This is a genomic window from Mesorhizobium sp. 01N446 (genome assembly GCF_056399285.1).
Genome location: NZ_JBFTRA010000002.1, coordinates 452,486 through 468,229 on the forward strand (window position 1 = coordinate 452,486; position 15,744 = coordinate 468,229).

Consider the following 15,744-nt stretch of genomic DNA (forward strand, 5'->3'; position numbering starts at 1 on the left):
GGCAATAAAAAAGGCCCCCGAGGGAGCCTGTGTGTTGCGCATGGGAGGTTTTCGCCCGGCGGTTACACCGCCTTGCCCACGCGCCTTCCTACGAGAATGAGTACCTTTTTCATGGTCGCGGACACTACGGGCGGGCAAGGCGCCCTGTCAACGGCAAAAATCGCGCCGGCGATGAAGGCGCCTCCCAATTCGGCAAATGGCCCGTCACGATTTCGCGACCGACGCCAAATCGTGCCGGCGCCGCGCAAGGCCAAACCGGCTCGGGAGCGAGCGTTTTCCGGATAAGTCCTTGAAGCCACGCAAAACTATGGTGGGGCGTGACGAAGGCCGTCCTCTCTGCCGATACTTGATCGTCCGGCTCGGGAGGAGCCACCATGAAGACCCGGATTTGACGGAGGAAGACTTATGCTCGACAAGGCCCCAAACAAGAAACTGTCCGACCTGCTCGACCAATTCGGCGCCGCGCTGGCCGCCAATGACATCGACACGGCCGTCGGCTGCTTCCAGGAGGATTGCTACTGGCGTGACCTCGTCACCTTCACCTGGAACATCAAGACCATGGAAGGCAAGGACCAGGTCCGCGACATGCTGGAAAGCCAGTTGTCGAAGACAAAGCCGTCGCATTGGGCACTCGCCAAGGGCGAGGACGCGACCGAAAGCGGCGGGCTGATCGAGGGCTGGATCAGCTTCGAGACCGAACTGGCGCGCGGCTTTGGCCATATCAGGTTGAAGGACGGCAAGATCTGGACGCTGCTGACCACCATGGTCGAATTGAAGGGCCATGAGGAACCGGCCGGCTTCGCACGGCCGATGGGCGCCAAGCATGGCTCGGGCAAGAACCGTCCGACATGGAAGGAAGAGCGTGAGAAGGAAGCCGCCGAGCTCGGCTTCAAGACGCAGCCCTACACGCTCATCATCGGCGGCGGCCAGGGCGGCATTGCGCTCGGCGCAAGACTGCGCCAGCTCGGCGTGCCGACCATCATCGTCGAGAAGAACGAGCGGGCCGGCGACAGCTGGCGCAAGCGCTACAAGTCGCTCTGCCTGCACGATCCGGTCTGGTACGACCATCTGCCCTATATCGATTTCCCGAAGAACTGGCCGGTCTTCTCGCCGAAGGACAAGATTGGCGATTGGCTGGAAATGTATACCAAGGTGATGGAGCTGAATTACTGGTCCTCGACGGAGGCCAAGAGCGCCTCCTATGACGACAAGAAGAAGGAATGGACCGTCGTCGTCCACCGCGACGGCAGGGATATCACCCTGAAGCCAAAGCAATTGGTGCTGGCGACCGGACAGTCCGGCAAGGCCAATCTGCCGAAATTCAAGGGCATGGAGACTTTCAAGGGCGACCAGCACCACTCCTCGAAGCACCCCGGCCCCGATGCCTATGCCGGCAAAAGAGCCGTTGTCATCGGCTCCAACAATTCCGCCCATGATATCGCCGCGGCCCTATGGGAGGCCGGCGCCGACGTCACCATGGTGCAGCGCTCGAGCACCCATATTTCCAGATCCGACACGCTGATGGAGATCGGACTGGGTTCGCTCTATTCGGAGCAGGCACTGCAGAACGGCATCACCACGGCCAAGGCCGATCTGATTTTTGCTTCGCTGCCCTACAAGATCCTGCACGAATTCCAGATCCCGGCCTATGCCGAGATGAAGAAGCGCGACGCAGCGTTCTACAAGGGGTTGGAGAAAGCCGGTTTCATGCTTGACTGGGGCGACGACGAGTCCGGCCTGTTCATGAAGTATCTCAGGCGCGGCTCCGGTTATTATATCGACGTCGGCGCCTCCCAGCTCATCATCGATGGCTCGATCAAGCTGAAGAGCGGCGTCGACGTCGAAGAGATCAAGCAGCATTCGGTTGTGCTCAGCGACGGATCCGAATTGCCCGCGGATCTCATCGTCTACGCCACCGGCTACGGCTCGATGAACGGCTGGGCCGCCGATCTGATATCGCGCGAAACCGCCGACAAGGTCGGCAAATGCTGGGGCCTCGGCTCGAACACCACCAAGGATCCCGGCCCCTGGGAAGGCGAGTTGCGCAACATGTGGAAGCCGACGCAGCAGGAAGCGCTGTGGTTCCACGGCGGCAATCTGCACCAGTCACGCCACTATTCGCAGTTCCTGTCGCTGCAACTGAAGGCCAGGCACGCCGGACTGCCGACGCCGGTCTACGGGCTGCAGACGGTGCACCACAAGGGATAGCCGGCAGCTCGGGAGGTCTTCTGCCATCCCGCATAGGCAATCGAAAAGCATAACCCCGCGCGGCATCTCCGCCGCGCGGGGTTTCGTTTCAGTCACGCAACATCACGCCCCTCGCCTTGGCCCAGCGCTCGAGGATCTTGCGCTCGTCGGGCGTGGCCAGCCGATTGCTGAAACCCCGCACCTGCACCGCCCGGTGCTGCGGGTTGACCTCGATCGTCAGCAGCCGCTCGATCTTGCCGAGGGCCGTGCGCCGCAGCACCCAGATCGAGGCGTAGCCGGCGATGCATTTGGCCGCATACGTCGAGACGCAGTGATGCATCGCTCGGCTTTCGGCGACCAGATCCTCGGCGGTCTTCAGTTGGCGCACGAAGAAGCGCTCGCCATGCGCCTTCGCCTCCTTGACCGACGGTTGCCACTCCCAGTCTTCGAGCTGCGAGCCCTCCCAGGCGCCCTTGACCGGCGCAGCCCGGCCGCCGGCGCGGCGGCGCATGGCCTCGATGCGCTCGATGGCGGCAATGTCACGGTGCCACTCGGACATCTGCTTGCGCAGCGAGGCGAGCGTGCGTCCCTTCAGGCTGTAGGCTCGATCGTGCCGATACATCGCGCCGACATAGTCGCAGAGATCGTCGATCTCCTCCTTCGACGTCGGTTGCCCGCAGAAGAAGCGAGCCACCTCGCGCCAGAAGGCCAGATCAGCGCGCGGCGTGCGTGCGATCTTGGTGCGTACAAGGCGAGCGGCCAGCCCGAAATCGTCCGTATAGGATCGAATGATCGCCAGCCAGAACGCCTCGTCGAAGGTCAGGTCGCCCGACAGGTTCAGGAAGCAATGCACCTCCTTGCGCGACAGCCACGCATTGGCGCCGGCCTTGTAGAGCGAGTCACCACGCGCAACCGCGACGTACCACCACTTGCGCAGCGCAATCTCGTCGGCCTGCAACCCCGCACCGTCGCGCCAGATGGCCTCGAGCGCGGCCGAGACTGGATAGCGCGCATAGAGATGGCGGGCAGCGGCCAGCCGCAGCCGCGCGGGGTCGCGCGTCTTCAGCTTCGGACGCCACAGCCCGCCGTCGCGGATCGCTATGCCGGCAAAGCCTCGGCGCACCTCGTCGAGCGCCCGCTCGAAATCCGGAGCCGGACGCGGCATGGCGGAAACCCGCCGCAGCGTTGCTTGATATGCTTCAATGCGTTCGCGCTCGGCCTGCTGCCTGCGCTGGATCATGGACCTGGCCATGGCCGTTCTTCCCGATTGGAACCCTGTCAGCCGCACGCAAGTCCAGCGCCGGCACGGAATGTGTCGATCTGGGTCGGCGTGACATCTGACAGGTCTCCTCTTGGGATGACGGGTTGGAATGGGCGGGCTCTCTAGGCTCACAGAGACTTTCGAGCAAGAGCTATTCTTTCAACATTTACAATGGCCTGAGGGAGTGTTGCAAAGGCGCACCCCAGGCCTTCAGGCAGCGGTGATCGTCGGCCGGGAGCTTCTCGGCTCCCACCGTCTCGTTGATATCAGCGGCATAGAAGCAGCCACGGACAACGCCCGCGACGCATGACAGCGTTGCGGTCGTCAGATCGTCAGGAAATCGGAATCCGCTATGGCGCGGGTCAGCCCGTCCAACTACCGTGGAGGCGCGAAATGCGTGAACAAATTCTCATCATGCCTCCTTCAAGAGTGGTCGATGCGGTGGATCAAAGAGGGCCGCATGTCGGGCGTGGCTAATACTCCTGAACCATCCCGACAGCAATATGACGAATGGGGCCAGCATCGGCAGGCTCGAACGAACCGACCGCGCCGAACTGGCTTGGCTCAGCTTGGGAATGGACCGGTTGGTCGACGCCAGCGCCAGGCAAACGCTCGCGGCAGCTTTCCGGTCGGAATGCAGCCACCGCGTTTTCACCATCGAAGCAAAAACACATAGGCTGCCCCTCCCGGAATGAACGGCCGTCAGGCGCGGTTGGCGAAATCGTGCACCACGCGCTGCAGCAGCGGCACGTAATCGCGAAACGCCCGCGTCTTCATGTTGGCGACCTTGCCACCCTCGTCCCAGATGCGCACCCGCACCGCTTCCTCGTGGAACGGGTTCTTGCTAAAATCGGCCACCTCGTCGGCGCTCATCGGTCCGCCCTGCAGCGACAGCGTATGCACCGAAGCCGGCGACAGCCTGGAGAAATAGGTCGGGTCGACGGCGCAGAGATAGCGCTTGGCCGCGACATGCAGGCGGACGCATTCGACGACGACCGGAGGGAAGAACGGCGCAAGCACCTCGCCGCCGGCCTCGTCATGGTGCTTGTCCTCGACATCGTCGGGCGAATAGGTGCCGAACTCGCTGGTGTAGTGGCCGATGTCGTGCAGCAGTGCCGCCGCCACCAGAACTTCGGGCGCACCGTCCTGTTCCGCCAGCCAGGCGCCCTGCAGCATGTGCTCGGACATCGTCACCGGCTCGCCGAGATAGGATTCAGCGCCCCGGCGTTCGAAAATGTCGGCGATGAATTCGACGATGTTGTCCGCGTTCAGGTCCTGACCGCTCATTCGGCGGCCTCCTTGAAGCTGTGCTCGATCGCGGCAAGCGTCGACAGCAGGCCGTCCTTGTCGGCGTAGCAGCCCTGCAGCCAGCGCTTGCCGGTGCCGGAGAACGCCTTGCGCGCATGCATGACGCGGGTGTTGTCGACGATGAAGGCCTGGCCAGGCTGAAGCTTGAACGTCACTTCGAAGGCTGGATCCTCGATCAGCTCGGCGAACCGGCGATAGGCGGCATAGTAGGCGTCCATATCGGCGAACGGCACATCGACGACAGGCGCCAGCGAGCGGTTGTTGAAGCGGATGCAGATCAGCTCGCCATCCGGTCCGAGCTCGATCATCGGGCGCTTCGCCTGCAGCCGTACGCCGGACGAGCCGGCATATTCGAAACGCGCCGGACAGGAACTCAGCAGACGGAAGCCTTCGGGGTTTTCGGCCTGCAGCGCGGCCGCGACGGCAAAGCCGTCGACGACGCTGGACTCGCCACCTTCCACCGTATTCTCGACACAGGCCAGGATCTGCAGCGTCGGCACCGGATCGCGATAGGGATTGTCGGTGTGCGCCTGGAGGCCGAGATTGGTATAGGCGAGATTGTTCGGATTGACCTCGGCGCGCACTTCGAACCAACGGCCGTAATTGGTCTCCCTGATATAGCCGAACAGGTCGGAGACCTTGCACAAGGCGCCGGATTCCGCCGGCAGGCCATCCATCACCGCAAAGCCGTAAGTCCGCACCGCCGAAAGCCATTCGCGCAGGACGCTGCGGCTGTTAGAGGCGGCCGGGTATCGGGCGCGCGGCACCGAATTCTGCATCGTCGCCTTGGTCCAGCGCTGGATGATATCGCCTGTCCAGCCGGGCTCGCGGGGCTCGTCGCGATCATAAGCGTTGGCGATCAGCCACTGCGCGGGAAAGCTGACCGTTTTTCCTTCCGGCACGAAGCTCACTTCCAGCGCGCCGCCCTTGATCGCAGCCGCGCCGATCCTCGTCTCGGCCGGAATGTCGACGATGGTGATCAGCCGCTGGCCATTGCCGGCGCTGCGCGTCTTGTCGTCGAGCGCGTTGTCGCGCAGCCACATTGCATGAAAGCGGGTGCGCCTGCAGCCCTGCCAGCCAAGTTCGATCGTTCTGCCTTCGTCGCCAATCAGCGCGTGGGTGAGCATGAGATCCGTTCCTGTCCTCTACGCCCCGCGGCCCGGTCCGCAGGGTTTCGATTGCATGTTGGCCATAAGACAGGCATAATTCAAATTATCATTTTTCGGCCAAAGACCACAAATTTCTAATGCCTCGAAAACCCATTCCCGCACTGCCTCCCCTCGACTGGCTGCGCAGTTTCGAAGCCGCGGCACGGCTGTCGAATTTCACGGCGGCAGCGGCCGAGCTCGGCCTGACCCAGGCGGCCGTCAGCCAGCATATCCGGCTGCTCGAGGAGCGGTTGAAGACGCGCCTGTTCTCGCGGCTGGCGCGCGGCGTCGCGCTGTCGCCGGAGGGTGCCGCCTACCTGCCGCACATCCAGTCGGCCTTCACCACCATCGCCAGCAGCACCACGGAACTGTTCGAGCCGCGCGCCGTGCAGACCGTGTCGATCCGGGTGCCGATCTCTTTCGCCTTACTGATATTGGTCCCGGCGCTGACCGATCTCGCCGAGGCGCTGCCGCGCATCCAGCTCGATCTGGTGACGATCCATCGGCCGACCGACTATGATTTGCCGGGCTCCGCGCTCGATATCCGTTTCGGCAACGGCTCCTTTCCCGGACGCGAGGCTGACAGGCTGACCGCCGAGCGGCTCGTGCCGGTGGCAAGTCCGACCCTCGCCGGTGCAGCCGATTGGACAGCCATGCCGCTGCTTCTGGTCGCCGGCGCCCGCGAAATGTGGGCGGAATGGTTCGCGGCCGCCGGACTGGCCGGCCACCCTCAGCGGTCGCACCGCTTCGACAGTTTCGTCGCCGCGATGGAAGCGGCGAGCGCCGGCGCCGGCGTCCTTCTGGGGTCGCGGCCGCTTGTCGACGCGGCGCTCAAGAGCAGGAGCCTGCTGCCGCTTTCCGATTTCGAACTCTCCAGCAACTCGGGCCATTTTCTGACCTGCGCATCGACCACGCGGCTGACCAGCGCCGAAGCGGATTTCCGCAAGTGGCTGCTGAGGCACCTCTCCGGTGCCACCTCGGCCTGACCGGTGCGGCCTATCGCGATGCAGCGCCGATGCGCTTCCAGTAGATCAGAGTGCCGGTCAGCCCGCCATGCGGCTTCAGCGCAAAGTCGGGTATTTCCCCGGCCTGGGTGAAACCGAGTTTTTTGTAGAGGCCCGAGGCGCCCTCTTCCGTCGCCGTATCCAGAACCAGTAGCGTGCGCCCCTTCTCCACGGCGAGACGCTCCGCGGCCCGCATCAGCCGCGTTCCGACACCCCTGCCCCGGTGTTCGACCGATGTCATCAGCTTGGCGATCTCGGCCCGGTGCGGCTGGTTGGGTGGGAAGTCGAGCAGCAGCGTGACGGTGCCGATCAGGGTATCGCCGTCCCAGGCGCCGAGCACCACCCGTTTGCCCTTTGCCGCCGCGGCCAGGGATTTCTCCCAGAACGCGCTTGCCGCTTCCGGTGCCAGCGGATGCATGAAGCTGACGGAACCACCGGCCGCAACCGTTTCGACCAGCAGATCAGCCAGCATCGCCAACGTTTGCGCACTGGCGCCGAGCGCTTCGATTTCAATGGAATTCATGCCTGGTCCTCTGGAAACGATGAATGGGCGTCAGTCGAGATGGCGCACGCGCCGTCGCTTGCGCGCGGCCTTGATGGCGCTGATGCGCTCGGTGTCTTCTTCCCTCAGATGCCGTCCGCGCTCCAGGATCTCGAGCGTGTATTCCTCATAGGTCAGGCCCAGCCGTTCGGCCTTGTCCATGCGCATCAGCATCACTTCGCGGCTCGGCGCCTTCCACGCTTTGGCGTGCGCGGCCTGCCAGGCAAGGAAGATGTAGGGATCGCCCTTGCCCCAGGGTGGCCCCTTGTACTCATCAAGAGGCGGCCCCCCATTGTGGGAGCGCTTTGGACGTCTCGCCATGATCTCAGCCTCTGACCAGCGCGACGAGATAGTCGGCGCCTGTCTCCATGGCGTGGAAGGTGCAGTCCGAAGGCGCGCCCAGCGCCAGGCAGTCGCCGGGTTCGAGCCTGTGCACCACATCGCCCTCGGTGAATTCGAGCCGTCCGGAAATCAGCCAGATCTGCTGCTTGATGAAGGCATAGGAAGCCGCCGGCAGGCTGACCCTGGCGCCCGCCGGCAGATGCACCTTGATCAGTTCGAGCGGCATGTCACCGGCCGGTGACAGATGCCGCCTGACATAGCCTGTATCGGGATCGCGCCACACCGGCTGGTCGGCCTCGCGCAGCACCCCGCCACCTTGCAATTCCGCCCGCGCGATGAGGGTCGACAGCGTCATGCCGAAGGCTGCCGCGATGCGCACCAGAAGGGCCGCCGTCGGGCTGGTCATGCCGCGCTCGATCGTGCTCAGCATCGCCTTGGAAACACCGGACCGCTCGGCGAGTTCGGCCAGCGACCAGTCCCGCATGACCCTCTCGGTGTGAATCCGCCGGCCGATCGTCGAAGAAATATCGTTCGCTATATCATCCATTCGTCCATTATAGCGAAAGACATGAATCGGAAAAGAGCCCTTTCGCGACAATTTTCGCCAGACGCTTAATGCTCTCTACACCATCCGACCTCATCCGACCTTAACCCCATTCCGCTAGGGTCTGATCTCCAGGGAAATGGGGATTGGCCTGTCCATGTATGTCGAACGCGAAGCTTCCGTCGGAGAACCGACATCGCAGGAGCGCCGCAACGCAGAGCAGAACGACCGGCGCATCCTGGGCAATGTCGTGCAATGCGACGGCGCGCGCGCCACCATCAGCGCCTATGCCGACGATGTCGACGGTGCGGTGACCGGCCTTTGGACGGTCGGCAAGATGATCTCGATCAATCTGGGCACGACGCGAACCGTTGGCCTGGTCTATGGCATCGGCAAATCGGACCGCGCCTGGAGCAATGAAGGCCAGAACGCCATCGAGGTCAGCATCGAGCTGATCGGCGAAGTGCGCGACGGCGCCGAGCCCGGCGCCAAGCCGATCTTCGACCGCGGCATCACCACCTATCCGCATATCGGCGCGGTGGCGCACCGCATCCGCAGCCGCGACCTGCAGGCCGTTTACGATCTGGCCGGCCGCCATTCCATCACCATCGGCTCGCTGGCGCAGGACGAGTCGATCGCCGCCAACATCGCCATCGACGACACGCTGGCGCGCCATTTCGCCATCGTCGGCACCACCGGCGTCGGCAAATCCACGGCCGTTTCGCTGCTGCTGCGCAAATCGATCGAGGCACGCCCCGATCTGCGCATCCTGATCCTCGACCCGCACAATGAATTTGCGAGCTCGTTGCCTGAATATTGCGTCAGGGTCGATTCCAAAACGCTCGACCTGCCGTTCTGGATGTTCAAGCTCGAGGAATTCGCCGAGGTCCTGTTTCGCGGTCGTGAGACCGACCCGGAAGAAATCGACGCTTTGCGCGACCTCATTCCGCTTGCCAAAAATCTCTACCGCAACCCGAATTCAGGTGCTTATCTCAGGCGCGGCAATGACGCGCTGACCGCCGATACGCCCGTGCCTTACCGCATCGCCGACCTGCTCAAGCAGATCGACGAGCGCATGGGCATGCTCGAAAGCAAGAACGAGCGCCCGACGCTCAAATCGCTGAAGACGCGCATCGAATCGGCCGCCGCCGATCCGCGCTATCGCTTCATGTTCAGCTCGCGCCTGATCGAGGACACCATCCACGAGACGATCGGCAACATTTTCCGCGTGCCGCATCACGGCCGTCCGGTGACCTGCTTCGAGATGGCCGGCATGCCCTCCGAAGTGGTCAACTCTGTCTGTTCGGTGCTGGCGCGCCTGGCTTTCGACCTCGCTCTGTGGAGCGAGGGCAAGCTGCAACTCCTGTTTCTATGCGAGGAAGCGCATCGCTACATGCCGGCCGATCCGCGTCTCGGCTTCGCGCCGACCCGGCACGCGCTGTCGCGCATCGCCAAGGAGGGCCGCAAATATGGCTGCTATCTCGGCGTCGTCACGCAGCGTCCGGGCGAGCTCGACCCGACCATCCTGTCGCAGTGCTCGACCTTCTTCGCCATGCGGCTCGCCAACGAGCAGGACCAGGCGATCATCCGCTCGGCCATCGCCGACTCGTCCGCCTCCACGCTTGCCTTCCTGTCGTCCATGGGCCAGCGCGAGGCCATCGCCTTCGGCGAAGGCGTGGCGACGACCATGCGGCTGAAATTCGAAAGACTGCCCAGCCACCTGCTTCCCGGCACGGCCAAGCGCGAAGAGGCCGAGTCGCCAAAGGCCGGCGACGATGTCGACCTGGTGGCGATCGTCGAGCGGCTGCGCAACGTGCCGAAACCCACCCCACAGGCGATGGCCTTCGCCGAGGTGGTCGATTCCGGCCGCCAGGCCGGCGATCCCGACTACCGCAAGCCGGCGACTGCCCGCGTGGCGTCGGACGACGATTTCGACATGCGCTATGGCCTGAAACCCGCCACCTTCGGCCTGCGCCCCCAGAACGACTGAACCCTGGGCGTCACCCCCATTTGCGGGCAGCTCTGAAAGCCCACATCGCGCTTCCAAGGGCAAGCTTCGGTGGAAAACTTGGGTAAATCCCGTCAGGAAATTCGTCAGGCTGAGTCGATTGGTGTCGACTTCGAGAACCGGAGCGGAGCGGACATTGAGTCCGTGAGCACCGGGAGCGCAGAAGTCGGCATCAAGCGGCCAGCATCACGAATTTAGTGGCGGGATTTTAGGCGCAGACGCGGTTGCGGCCTTGCCTCTTCGCTTCATAGAGCTGGCGGTCGGCGCGGCGATAAAATTCCTCGGCCGTTTCCTTGCGGTCCCATACGGCAAGGCCGACGCTGGTGGTGATCTTGAGCCGGACATTGCCCGAAAGGATCGACATGTTGGCGATCGCCTTGCGGATGCGCTCGGCGAACTTGGCCAGCAGCTCCGCCTCCATATTGGGCGTGACCACGGCAAACTCCTCGCCGCCCAGCCGCGCCACCACGTCGTGGTAGCGCGTCATGTCCTTCAGGCAGCTGGCCACGGCCCTGAGCACCTCGTCACCGACATCGTGGCCGTGGGTGTCGTTGACCTGCTTGAAATGGTCGAGATCGAGGATCATCAGCCCGACCGGCTTCTCGATGCGCCGGAACTCCTCGAGATATTCCTTCAGCGCATCGTCGAAATAGCGCCGGTTCTGCATGCCGGTCAGGCTGTCCGTCAGCGCGGCGTGCTCAAGCGTTTCGGAGCGGGCGCTGAGCGAGACCGTCATGGCGCGCAGCTTGCCTTCTTCCATCGCCTGTTTGCGGATCAGCGGATAGATGAAGAAGATGCCGAAAAACAGTGCGGTCGCGAGCAGCACGCCGGTCGCGAACAACAGCTTGTTGAGGTAGATGACCTTGTCGAGACCAGACTGGGTATGGAGTTCCATGGCGAAGGATTGCAGGAGCCCATAGGCGTGCAGCGTCACCAGACCAGCGGCCAGGATCACGAATATAAAGACGAAAAATGCGGATTCCGCCTTATGGAAACGCATCTGCTCCCCATGGAAAAGTGCCCATCGACCTTATGGCACGGACCGCCTTACGGAGCGTTAATCCCGGCAACTTCGGCGCGAACCCTTCCGTCATGGTCAACTTTTTAAGTTGCATTAGCAACAAGTGTTTGGATCGTGGTTTCGAGATCGTCACCGGGGCGCAATCTCAGCCATTCCGGCCCCAGCTGATTGCGAAACCAGGTCGCCTGCCGCTTGGCATATTGCCGGGTTGCGATCTTGGCGCGCTCGATCGCCTCGGGAAAGCTTAGCTCTCCGGCCATCGCGGCCTGCAGGTCGCGAACGCCGATCGCCTTCATGGCCGGCAGGTCCGGATCAAGGCGAAGGGCCGCGAGTTGCCTGACTTCCTCCAGCGCGCCCTTGTCCAACATCTGGTCGAAGCGCCTTTCGATGCGATCGACCAGCGCGGCCCGGTCCGGCTCGATGACCAGGAAACGCGCCGTCTGCCTGTCGATGAGCGGCCGGCCGCGCTCCGCGTGCCAGTCCAGGATCGAACGGCCGGAGGCGTCGAGCACTTCGAGCGCCCGCACGATGCGCTGGCTGTCGGTTGGCTTGAGCTGCATGGCGGCTCTCGAATCCTCGCGCAACAGCAGGCCATGCAGCTTGACCGCGCCTTGTTCCTTCAACTCGTAGCGCCAGCGGTCGCGGATGCGCGGCGGAATGTCGGGCATTTCCGAAAGACCCTCGGCCAGCGCGCGAAAGTACAGGCCGGTGCCGCCGACGAAGACCGGCCGCCGCGACAGTTCGCCATCGTCGATGAGTTTCATCACATCGCGCAGCCACGCACCCGTCGAATAGGCGGTGGCGGGATGGACGTGGCCGTAGAGAAAATGCGGCACCCGTGCGAGGTCGGCCGGCTGCGGCCTCGCGGTCAGCACGTCGAGCACCGAATAGCCTTGCATGGAATCGGTGTTGACGATGACGCCGCCCGCGCGCTCCGCGAGGTCGAGCGCCAATGCCGACTTGCCGCTGGCGGTCGGCCCGGCTATCAGGATCGCGTTCTTCACGCGGCCTTCGCCCGCATCCGCGCCGGAATTCTCGATGCCGCTCATTGCCACGCTTGTTTCCCGTCCCGCTCACCGCGCGCTGTCGCCGTCGCTTGCGAATATGGCCTCGCGGTCGGTGGGCGCAAGCACTGTCGTCTGGCTGGCCGAAGGCATTGCCTGCGATCTTGCCTTGCCGCAAGAGGCTGACGCCGCCGATATGAGCGCCGCTTTGCGCACCGCATTGGCTGGGGAACCGGTCGATGTAATCGTCCAGCAGGCCGAAACGCGCCGCAAGAAGATCCTCATCGCCGACATGGATTCGACCATGATCGACCAGGAATGCATCGACGAGCTGGCCGATGAGATCGGCGTCAAGGAGCACGTCGCGGCGATCACCGCGCGGTCGATGAATGGCGAGATCGCCTTCGAGCCGGCCTTGCGCGAACGCGTCGCACTGTTGAAGGGGCTCGATGCCGCCGTCGTCGACCGCATCGTCGCCAGTCGGCTGACCTTGGCCTCGGGCGGCCGCGCGCTGGTCCAGACCATGCGCGCCAACGGCGCCTGGACGGCACTGGTCTCGGGTGGCTTCGAGGTGTTCACCACGCGCATAGCGGCCATGCTCAGCTTTCAGGAAAACCGCGCCAACCGCCTGCTCGAACAGGATGGACGCTTCACCGGTCTGGTCGGCGAGCCGATCCTCGGCCGCGCCGCCAAGGCCGAGGCGCTGCTCGAAATTTCCGCGCGGCTTGGCCTGACGCCGGCCGATGCCATTGCCGTCGGCGATGGCGCCAACGACCTAGACATGATCCGCCTCGCCGGCACCGGTGTCGCGCTGCACGCCAAGCCGGCCGTGGCGGCGCAGGCCAAGGTTCGCATCGACCATGGCGACCTCACCGCATTGCTCTACCTTCAGGGTTACCGCAGTGAGGAAATCGTCCAATGAAACCAATGCACACCGAGCGCCTCATCCTGCGCAACTGGGAAGACCGCGACCGCGAGCTCTTCCATCGCATCAATTCCGATGAGCGCGTCATGGAATTCTTCCCGTTCCGCCGCGACCGTGCCGCCGCGGACGCCAAGATGGACGAATTCCGCGCCTGGATCGAAGAGGACGGCTATGGCTTCGCCGCGGCCGAGCTTGCCGCGACCGGCGAATGCATCGGTTTCGTCGGCCTCCTCGCGACCGATGATGTGCCATCGCTGCCGGCCGACACAATCGAGATCGGCTGGCGGCTGGCTCCCGAATTCTGGGCCAAGGGCTATGTCACCGAGGCCTCGGAAGCCTGGCTGGCCTACGGTTTCGAGACATTGGCCGTCGATGAGATCGTTTCCTTCGCCGTCGCGGAAAACCACCGCTCGACCGCTGTCATGAAACGCCTCGGCATGACGGCCGACCCATCGGCTGACTTCGACCATCCCAGCATTCCCGACAGCCATCCCATGCTCAAGCGGCATGTGCTCTACCGGCTGTCGCGCGAGGGCTGGCAGGCAAGAAAAAAGGCGGCTGGTTAGCCGCCTTTTTTGAAGGTCGTGGACTGAAATCTCAATCCATCCGGATCGTCACGAAGCGCAGCTCGCCGGTCTTCGACGCCAGCATCAAAAGCGCGTTCTTGCGGCCCTGCTCTTTCAGCGCGCCGATCCGGTCCATGACATCCTTGGGCGTGGCCACCGATTCCTGCGCGATCTCGGTGATCACTTCGCCCGGCTGGATGCCGCGCTCGGCGGCGGCCGAGTCCTTGGCCACATCTGTGATGACGACGCCGGAGACATCGGCGGCGATGCTGAACTTCTTGCGCGTCTCGTCATTGAGTTCGCCGACGGTCATGCCGAGCACCGAGGCGGTCGAAACGGCCGGAGCCTTGTTGCCCTTGTCCTGGTCGGTATTGCCGTTCTCGCCGCTGGCCAGCTTCTCGCCATCCTCGAGCCGGCCGAGCGTCACCTTCACCGTCTGCTCGACGCCCTTGCGCACGATAAGCACGTCGACGGCCTTGCCGACGGGGCTTTCGGCGACGACGCGCGGCAGGTCGCGCATCTCGTGGATGTCCTTGCCGTCGAACTTGATGATGACGTCACCGGCCTGGATGGTGCCGTTGTCGACAGGTCCGCCCTTGATGACGCCGGCGACCAGCGCGCCCTTGGCGGTTGCCATGCCGAGGCTTTCGGCGATGTCGTCCGTCACCGGCTGGATGCGCACGCCGAGCCAGCCGCGCCGCGTCTCGCCAAACTGGCGCAACTGGTCGACGACGCCCGAGGCGAGTTGCGAGGGAATGGAGAAGCCGATGCCGATCGAGCCGCCGGACGGCGAAATGATGGCGGTGTTGATGCCGATGACTTCGCCGGCGCTGTTGAACAGCGGTCCGCCCGAATTGCCGCGGTTGATCGCCGCGTCGGTCTGGATGAAATCGTCATAGGGGCCGGAATTGATGTCGCGGTTGCGCGCCGAGACGATGCCGACCGTGACCGTGCCGCCGAGGCCGAACGGATTGCCGATCGCCATCACCCAGTCGCCGACACGCATCTTGGTGGAATCGCCGAACTTCACCGCCGTCAGCTTGTGGCCTTTCGGATCGACCTTCAGCACCGCGACGTCGGTCTTGGTGTCGGTGCCGACCAGCGTCGCCTTCAGCGTCACGCCATCGGAGAAGTTGACCTCGATGTCGTCGGCGTCCGCGATCACGTGGTTGTTTGTGACGACGATGCCTTGCTCGGCATCGATGACGAAGCCGGATCCCAGCGACTGCACCTTCTGCGCGCTATTGTCCTTGTCGCCACCGCGGTTCTTGAAGAAATCGTCGAAGAAATCCTGGAAGGGCGAGCCTTCGGGAAGCTGCGGCATCGGCACAGCACCCGGCCCTTCCGTGCCCTTCACCGTCTGCGAGGTCGAGATGTTGACCACCGCGCCGAGCAGGCCTTGCGCCAAGTCGGCCACCGAAGCAGGTCCGTCGGCAGCAAAGCTCGGCGTCACGAAGGACGGGACGGCGACGGTGCCGACAAGAAGCGCTGCCGTGCCGGCGATGAACGTCCGCCGTGCCGCGCGCAAAAGGAGTATGGATGTCATCGAGAAGCCTCCCGGTCTTTCTGAAAGAGAAAGCGCAACGGCAAAAAACCGCGTTGCGCTATGTTGGCAAAAAATACGGCACGTTTGCGGCTACGACTATCGGCAGAGGATTAATCCTCCGTTTGCCGCCGACGAAAACCGGCCATCTCATGCGCCCCGCACCAACCAGACGATGCCGACGCCGATGGCGATCGCAACCAGCCCGGCGATCCGCAATGCGTTCTCCGGCATCGACAGCACCTCGCTCGCGAGCTTCTTCGCCAAGCCGGGAAAGCCGCCATAGACCAGGCCCTCTATGACGAGGACCAGGCCTATCGCCGCGAAGAAATCCTGCACCGG

Annotated in this window: 15 protein-coding genes; 5 read left to right on the forward strand and 10 right to left on the reverse strand. The window is 63.7% G+C overall.

Features of this window, described 5'->3' with window-relative positions; genetic code table 11:
- Positions 1 to 405: 405 nt before the first annotated feature.
- Positions 406 to 2,208: an NAD(P)/FAD-dependent oxidoreductase gene (locus AC1DPX_RS10540; protein ID WP_202359136.1), complete on the forward strand. Its 1,803-nt coding sequence runs from the start codon at positions 406 to 408 to the stop codon at positions 2,206 to 2,208.
- Positions 2,209 to 2,296: 88 nt separating this feature from the next.
- Here AC1DPX_RS10540 and AC1DPX_RS10545 read toward each other — a convergent pair whose 3' ends face one another.
- The 3 genes from AC1DPX_RS10545 to tmpA form a co-directional block, all read right to left on the reverse strand.
- The gene (locus AC1DPX_RS10545) at positions 2,297 to 3,439 is read right to left on the reverse strand and encodes a PcfJ domain-containing protein (protein ID WP_477236398.1); all 1,143 of its coding nucleotides are present in this window, start codon (positions 3,437 to 3,439) and stop codon (positions 2,297 to 2,299) included.
- 711 nt (positions 3,440 to 4,150) lie between these two features.
- Positions 4,151 to 4,735: a (R)-1-hydroxy-2-trimethylaminoethylphosphonate oxygenase gene (gene tmpB / locus AC1DPX_RS10550; RefSeq protein WP_477236400.1), complete on the reverse strand. Its 585-nt coding sequence runs from the start codon at positions 4,733 to 4,735 to the stop codon at positions 4,151 to 4,153.
- Complete coding sequence (gene tmpA, locus AC1DPX_RS10555) at positions 4,732 to 5,883, reverse strand: 2-trimethylaminoethylphosphonate dioxygenase (RefSeq protein WP_477236402.1); 1,152 nt, start codon at positions 5,881 to 5,883, stop codon at positions 4,732 to 4,734. Before tmpA ends, tmpB begins: the two co-directional genes overlap by 4 nt.
- A gap of 119 nt (positions 5,884 to 6,002) precedes the next feature.
- Here tmpA and AC1DPX_RS10560 point away from each other — a divergent pair, with 119 nt between their 5' ends.
- The gene (locus AC1DPX_RS10560; protein WP_477236404.1) at positions 6,003 to 6,890 is read left to right on the forward strand and encodes a LysR family transcriptional regulator; all 888 of its coding nucleotides are present in this window, start codon (positions 6,003 to 6,005) and stop codon (positions 6,888 to 6,890) included.
- A 10-nt stretch (positions 6,891 to 6,900) separates the two neighbouring features.
- Here AC1DPX_RS10560 and AC1DPX_RS10565 read toward each other — a convergent pair whose 3' ends face one another.
- Genes AC1DPX_RS10565 through AC1DPX_RS10575 form a run of 3 tightly spaced genes read right to left on the reverse strand, consistent with a single transcriptional unit; the run spans position 6,901 to position 8,338 of the window.
- Complete coding sequence (locus tag AC1DPX_RS10565) at positions 6,901 to 7,431, reverse strand: GNAT family N-acetyltransferase (protein WP_477236406.1); 531 nt, start codon at positions 7,429 to 7,431, stop codon at positions 6,901 to 6,903.
- A 30-nt stretch (positions 7,432 to 7,461) separates the two neighbouring features.
- Positions 7,462 to 7,770, reverse strand: coding sequence for a hypothetical protein (locus AC1DPX_RS10570; RefSeq protein WP_095202239.1), 309 nt, complete (start codon positions 7,768 to 7,770; stop codon positions 7,462 to 7,464).
- Between the two features lie 4 nt (positions 7,771 to 7,774).
- Positions 7,775 to 8,338: a helix-turn-helix domain-containing protein gene (locus AC1DPX_RS10575; protein WP_202359130.1), complete on the reverse strand. Its 564-nt coding sequence runs from the start codon at positions 8,336 to 8,338 to the stop codon at positions 7,775 to 7,777.
- Positions 8,339 to 8,492: 154 nt separating this feature from the next.
- On the opposite strand from AC1DPX_RS10575, the gene AC1DPX_RS10580 reads away from it, so the two are divergent.
- The gene (locus AC1DPX_RS10580) at positions 8,493 to 10,325 is read left to right on the forward strand and encodes an ATP-binding protein (RefSeq protein WP_477236408.1); all 1,833 of its coding nucleotides are present in this window, start codon (positions 8,493 to 8,495) and stop codon (positions 10,323 to 10,325) included.
- Between the two features lie 226 nt (positions 10,326 to 10,551).
- Here AC1DPX_RS10580 and AC1DPX_RS10585 read toward each other — a convergent pair whose 3' ends face one another.
- On the reverse strand, positions 10,552 to 11,343 hold the full coding sequence (locus AC1DPX_RS10585; protein ID WP_477236410.1) for a GGDEF domain-containing protein: 792 nt from the start codon (positions 11,341 to 11,343) through the stop codon (positions 10,552 to 10,554).
- A 104-nt stretch (positions 11,344 to 11,447) separates the two neighbouring features.
- Positions 11,448 to 12,413 (reverse strand): tRNA (adenosine(37)-N6)-dimethylallyltransferase MiaA, encoded by a 966-nt coding sequence (gene miaA, locus AC1DPX_RS10590; RefSeq protein WP_477236412.1) that lies wholly within the window; start codon positions 12,411 to 12,413, stop codon positions 11,448 to 11,450.
- Between miaA and serB the strand changes: the two genes are divergently transcribed.
- Both serB and AC1DPX_RS10600 read left to right on the forward strand, forming a co-directional pair.
- On the forward strand, positions 12,403 to 13,290 hold the full coding sequence (gene serB, locus AC1DPX_RS10595; protein ID WP_477236414.1) for a phosphoserine phosphatase SerB: 888 nt from the start codon (positions 12,403 to 12,405) through the stop codon (positions 13,288 to 13,290). The genes miaA and serB overlap by 11 nt on opposite strands.
- On the forward strand, positions 13,287 to 13,859 hold the full coding sequence (locus AC1DPX_RS10600) for a GNAT family N-acetyltransferase (protein ID WP_477236416.1): 573 nt from the start codon (positions 13,287 to 13,289) through the stop codon (positions 13,857 to 13,859). The genes serB and AC1DPX_RS10600 overlap by 4 nt, the downstream gene beginning before the upstream one ends.
- Positions 13,860 to 13,890: 31 nt before the next feature.
- On the opposite strand, the gene AC1DPX_RS10605 is transcribed toward AC1DPX_RS10600, so the two are convergent.
- Both AC1DPX_RS10605 and AC1DPX_RS10610 read right to left on the reverse strand, forming a co-directional pair.
- Entirely contained in the window at positions 13,891 to 15,405 is a 1,515-nt protein-coding gene (locus AC1DPX_RS10605; protein ID WP_202359125.1) for a DegQ family serine endoprotease, read from the reverse strand.
- Positions 15,406 to 15,552: 147 nt separating this feature from the next.
- Entirely contained in the window at positions 15,553 to 15,741 is a 189-nt protein-coding gene (locus AC1DPX_RS10610; protein ID WP_202359124.1) for a DUF2065 domain-containing protein, read from the reverse strand.
- Positions 15,742 to 15,744: the final 3 nt, after the last annotated feature.

Excerpts from the sequence above, each read along its gene's own strand:
- AC1DPX_RS10540 (WP_202359136.1), top strand. The coding sequence starts at position 406 with ATGCTCGACAAGGCCCCAAACAAGAAACTGTCCGACCTGCTCGACCAA.
- AC1DPX_RS10545 (WP_477236398.1), bottom strand. The coding sequence starts at position 3,439 with ATGGCCAGGTCCATGATCCAGCGCAGGCAGCAGGCCGAGCGCGAACGC.
- tmpB (WP_477236400.1), bottom strand. The coding sequence starts at position 4,735 with ATGAGCGGTCAGGACCTGAACGCGGACAACATCGTCGAATTCATCGCC.
- tmpA (WP_477236402.1), bottom strand. The coding sequence starts at position 5,883 with ATGCTCACCCACGCGCTGATTGGCGACGAAGGCAGAACGATCGAACTT.
- AC1DPX_RS10560 (WP_477236404.1), top strand. The coding sequence starts at position 6,003 with ATGCCTCGAAAACCCATTCCCGCACTGCCTCCCCTCGACTGGCTGCGC.
- AC1DPX_RS10565 (WP_477236406.1), bottom strand. The coding sequence starts at position 7,431 with ATGAATTCCATTGAAATCGAAGCGCTCGGCGCCAGTGCGCAAACGTTG.
- AC1DPX_RS10570 (WP_095202239.1), bottom strand. The coding sequence starts at position 7,770 with ATGGCGAGACGTCCAAAGCGCTCCCACAATGGGGGGCCGCCTCTTGAT.
- AC1DPX_RS10575 (WP_202359130.1), bottom strand. The coding sequence starts at position 8,338 with ATGGATGATATAGCGAACGATATTTCTTCGACGATCGGCCGGCGGATT.
- AC1DPX_RS10580 (WP_477236408.1), top strand. The coding sequence starts at position 8,493 with ATGTATGTCGAACGCGAAGCTTCCGTCGGAGAACCGACATCGCAGGAG.
- AC1DPX_RS10585 (WP_477236410.1), bottom strand. The coding sequence starts at position 11,343 with ATGCGTTTCCATAAGGCGGAATCCGCATTTTTCGTCTTTATATTCGTG.
- serB (WP_477236414.1), top strand. The coding sequence starts at position 12,403 with ATGCCGCTCATTGCCACGCTTGTTTCCCGTCCCGCTCACCGCGCGCTG.
- miaA (WP_477236412.1), bottom strand. The coding sequence starts at position 12,413 with ATGAGCGGCATCGAGAATTCCGGCGCGGATGCGGGCGAAGGCCGCGTG.
- AC1DPX_RS10600 (WP_477236416.1), top strand. The coding sequence starts at position 13,287 with ATGAAACCAATGCACACCGAGCGCCTCATCCTGCGCAACTGGGAAGAC.
- AC1DPX_RS10605 (WP_202359125.1), bottom strand. The coding sequence starts at position 15,405 with ATGACATCCATACTCCTTTTGCGCGCGGCACGGCGGACGTTCATCGCC.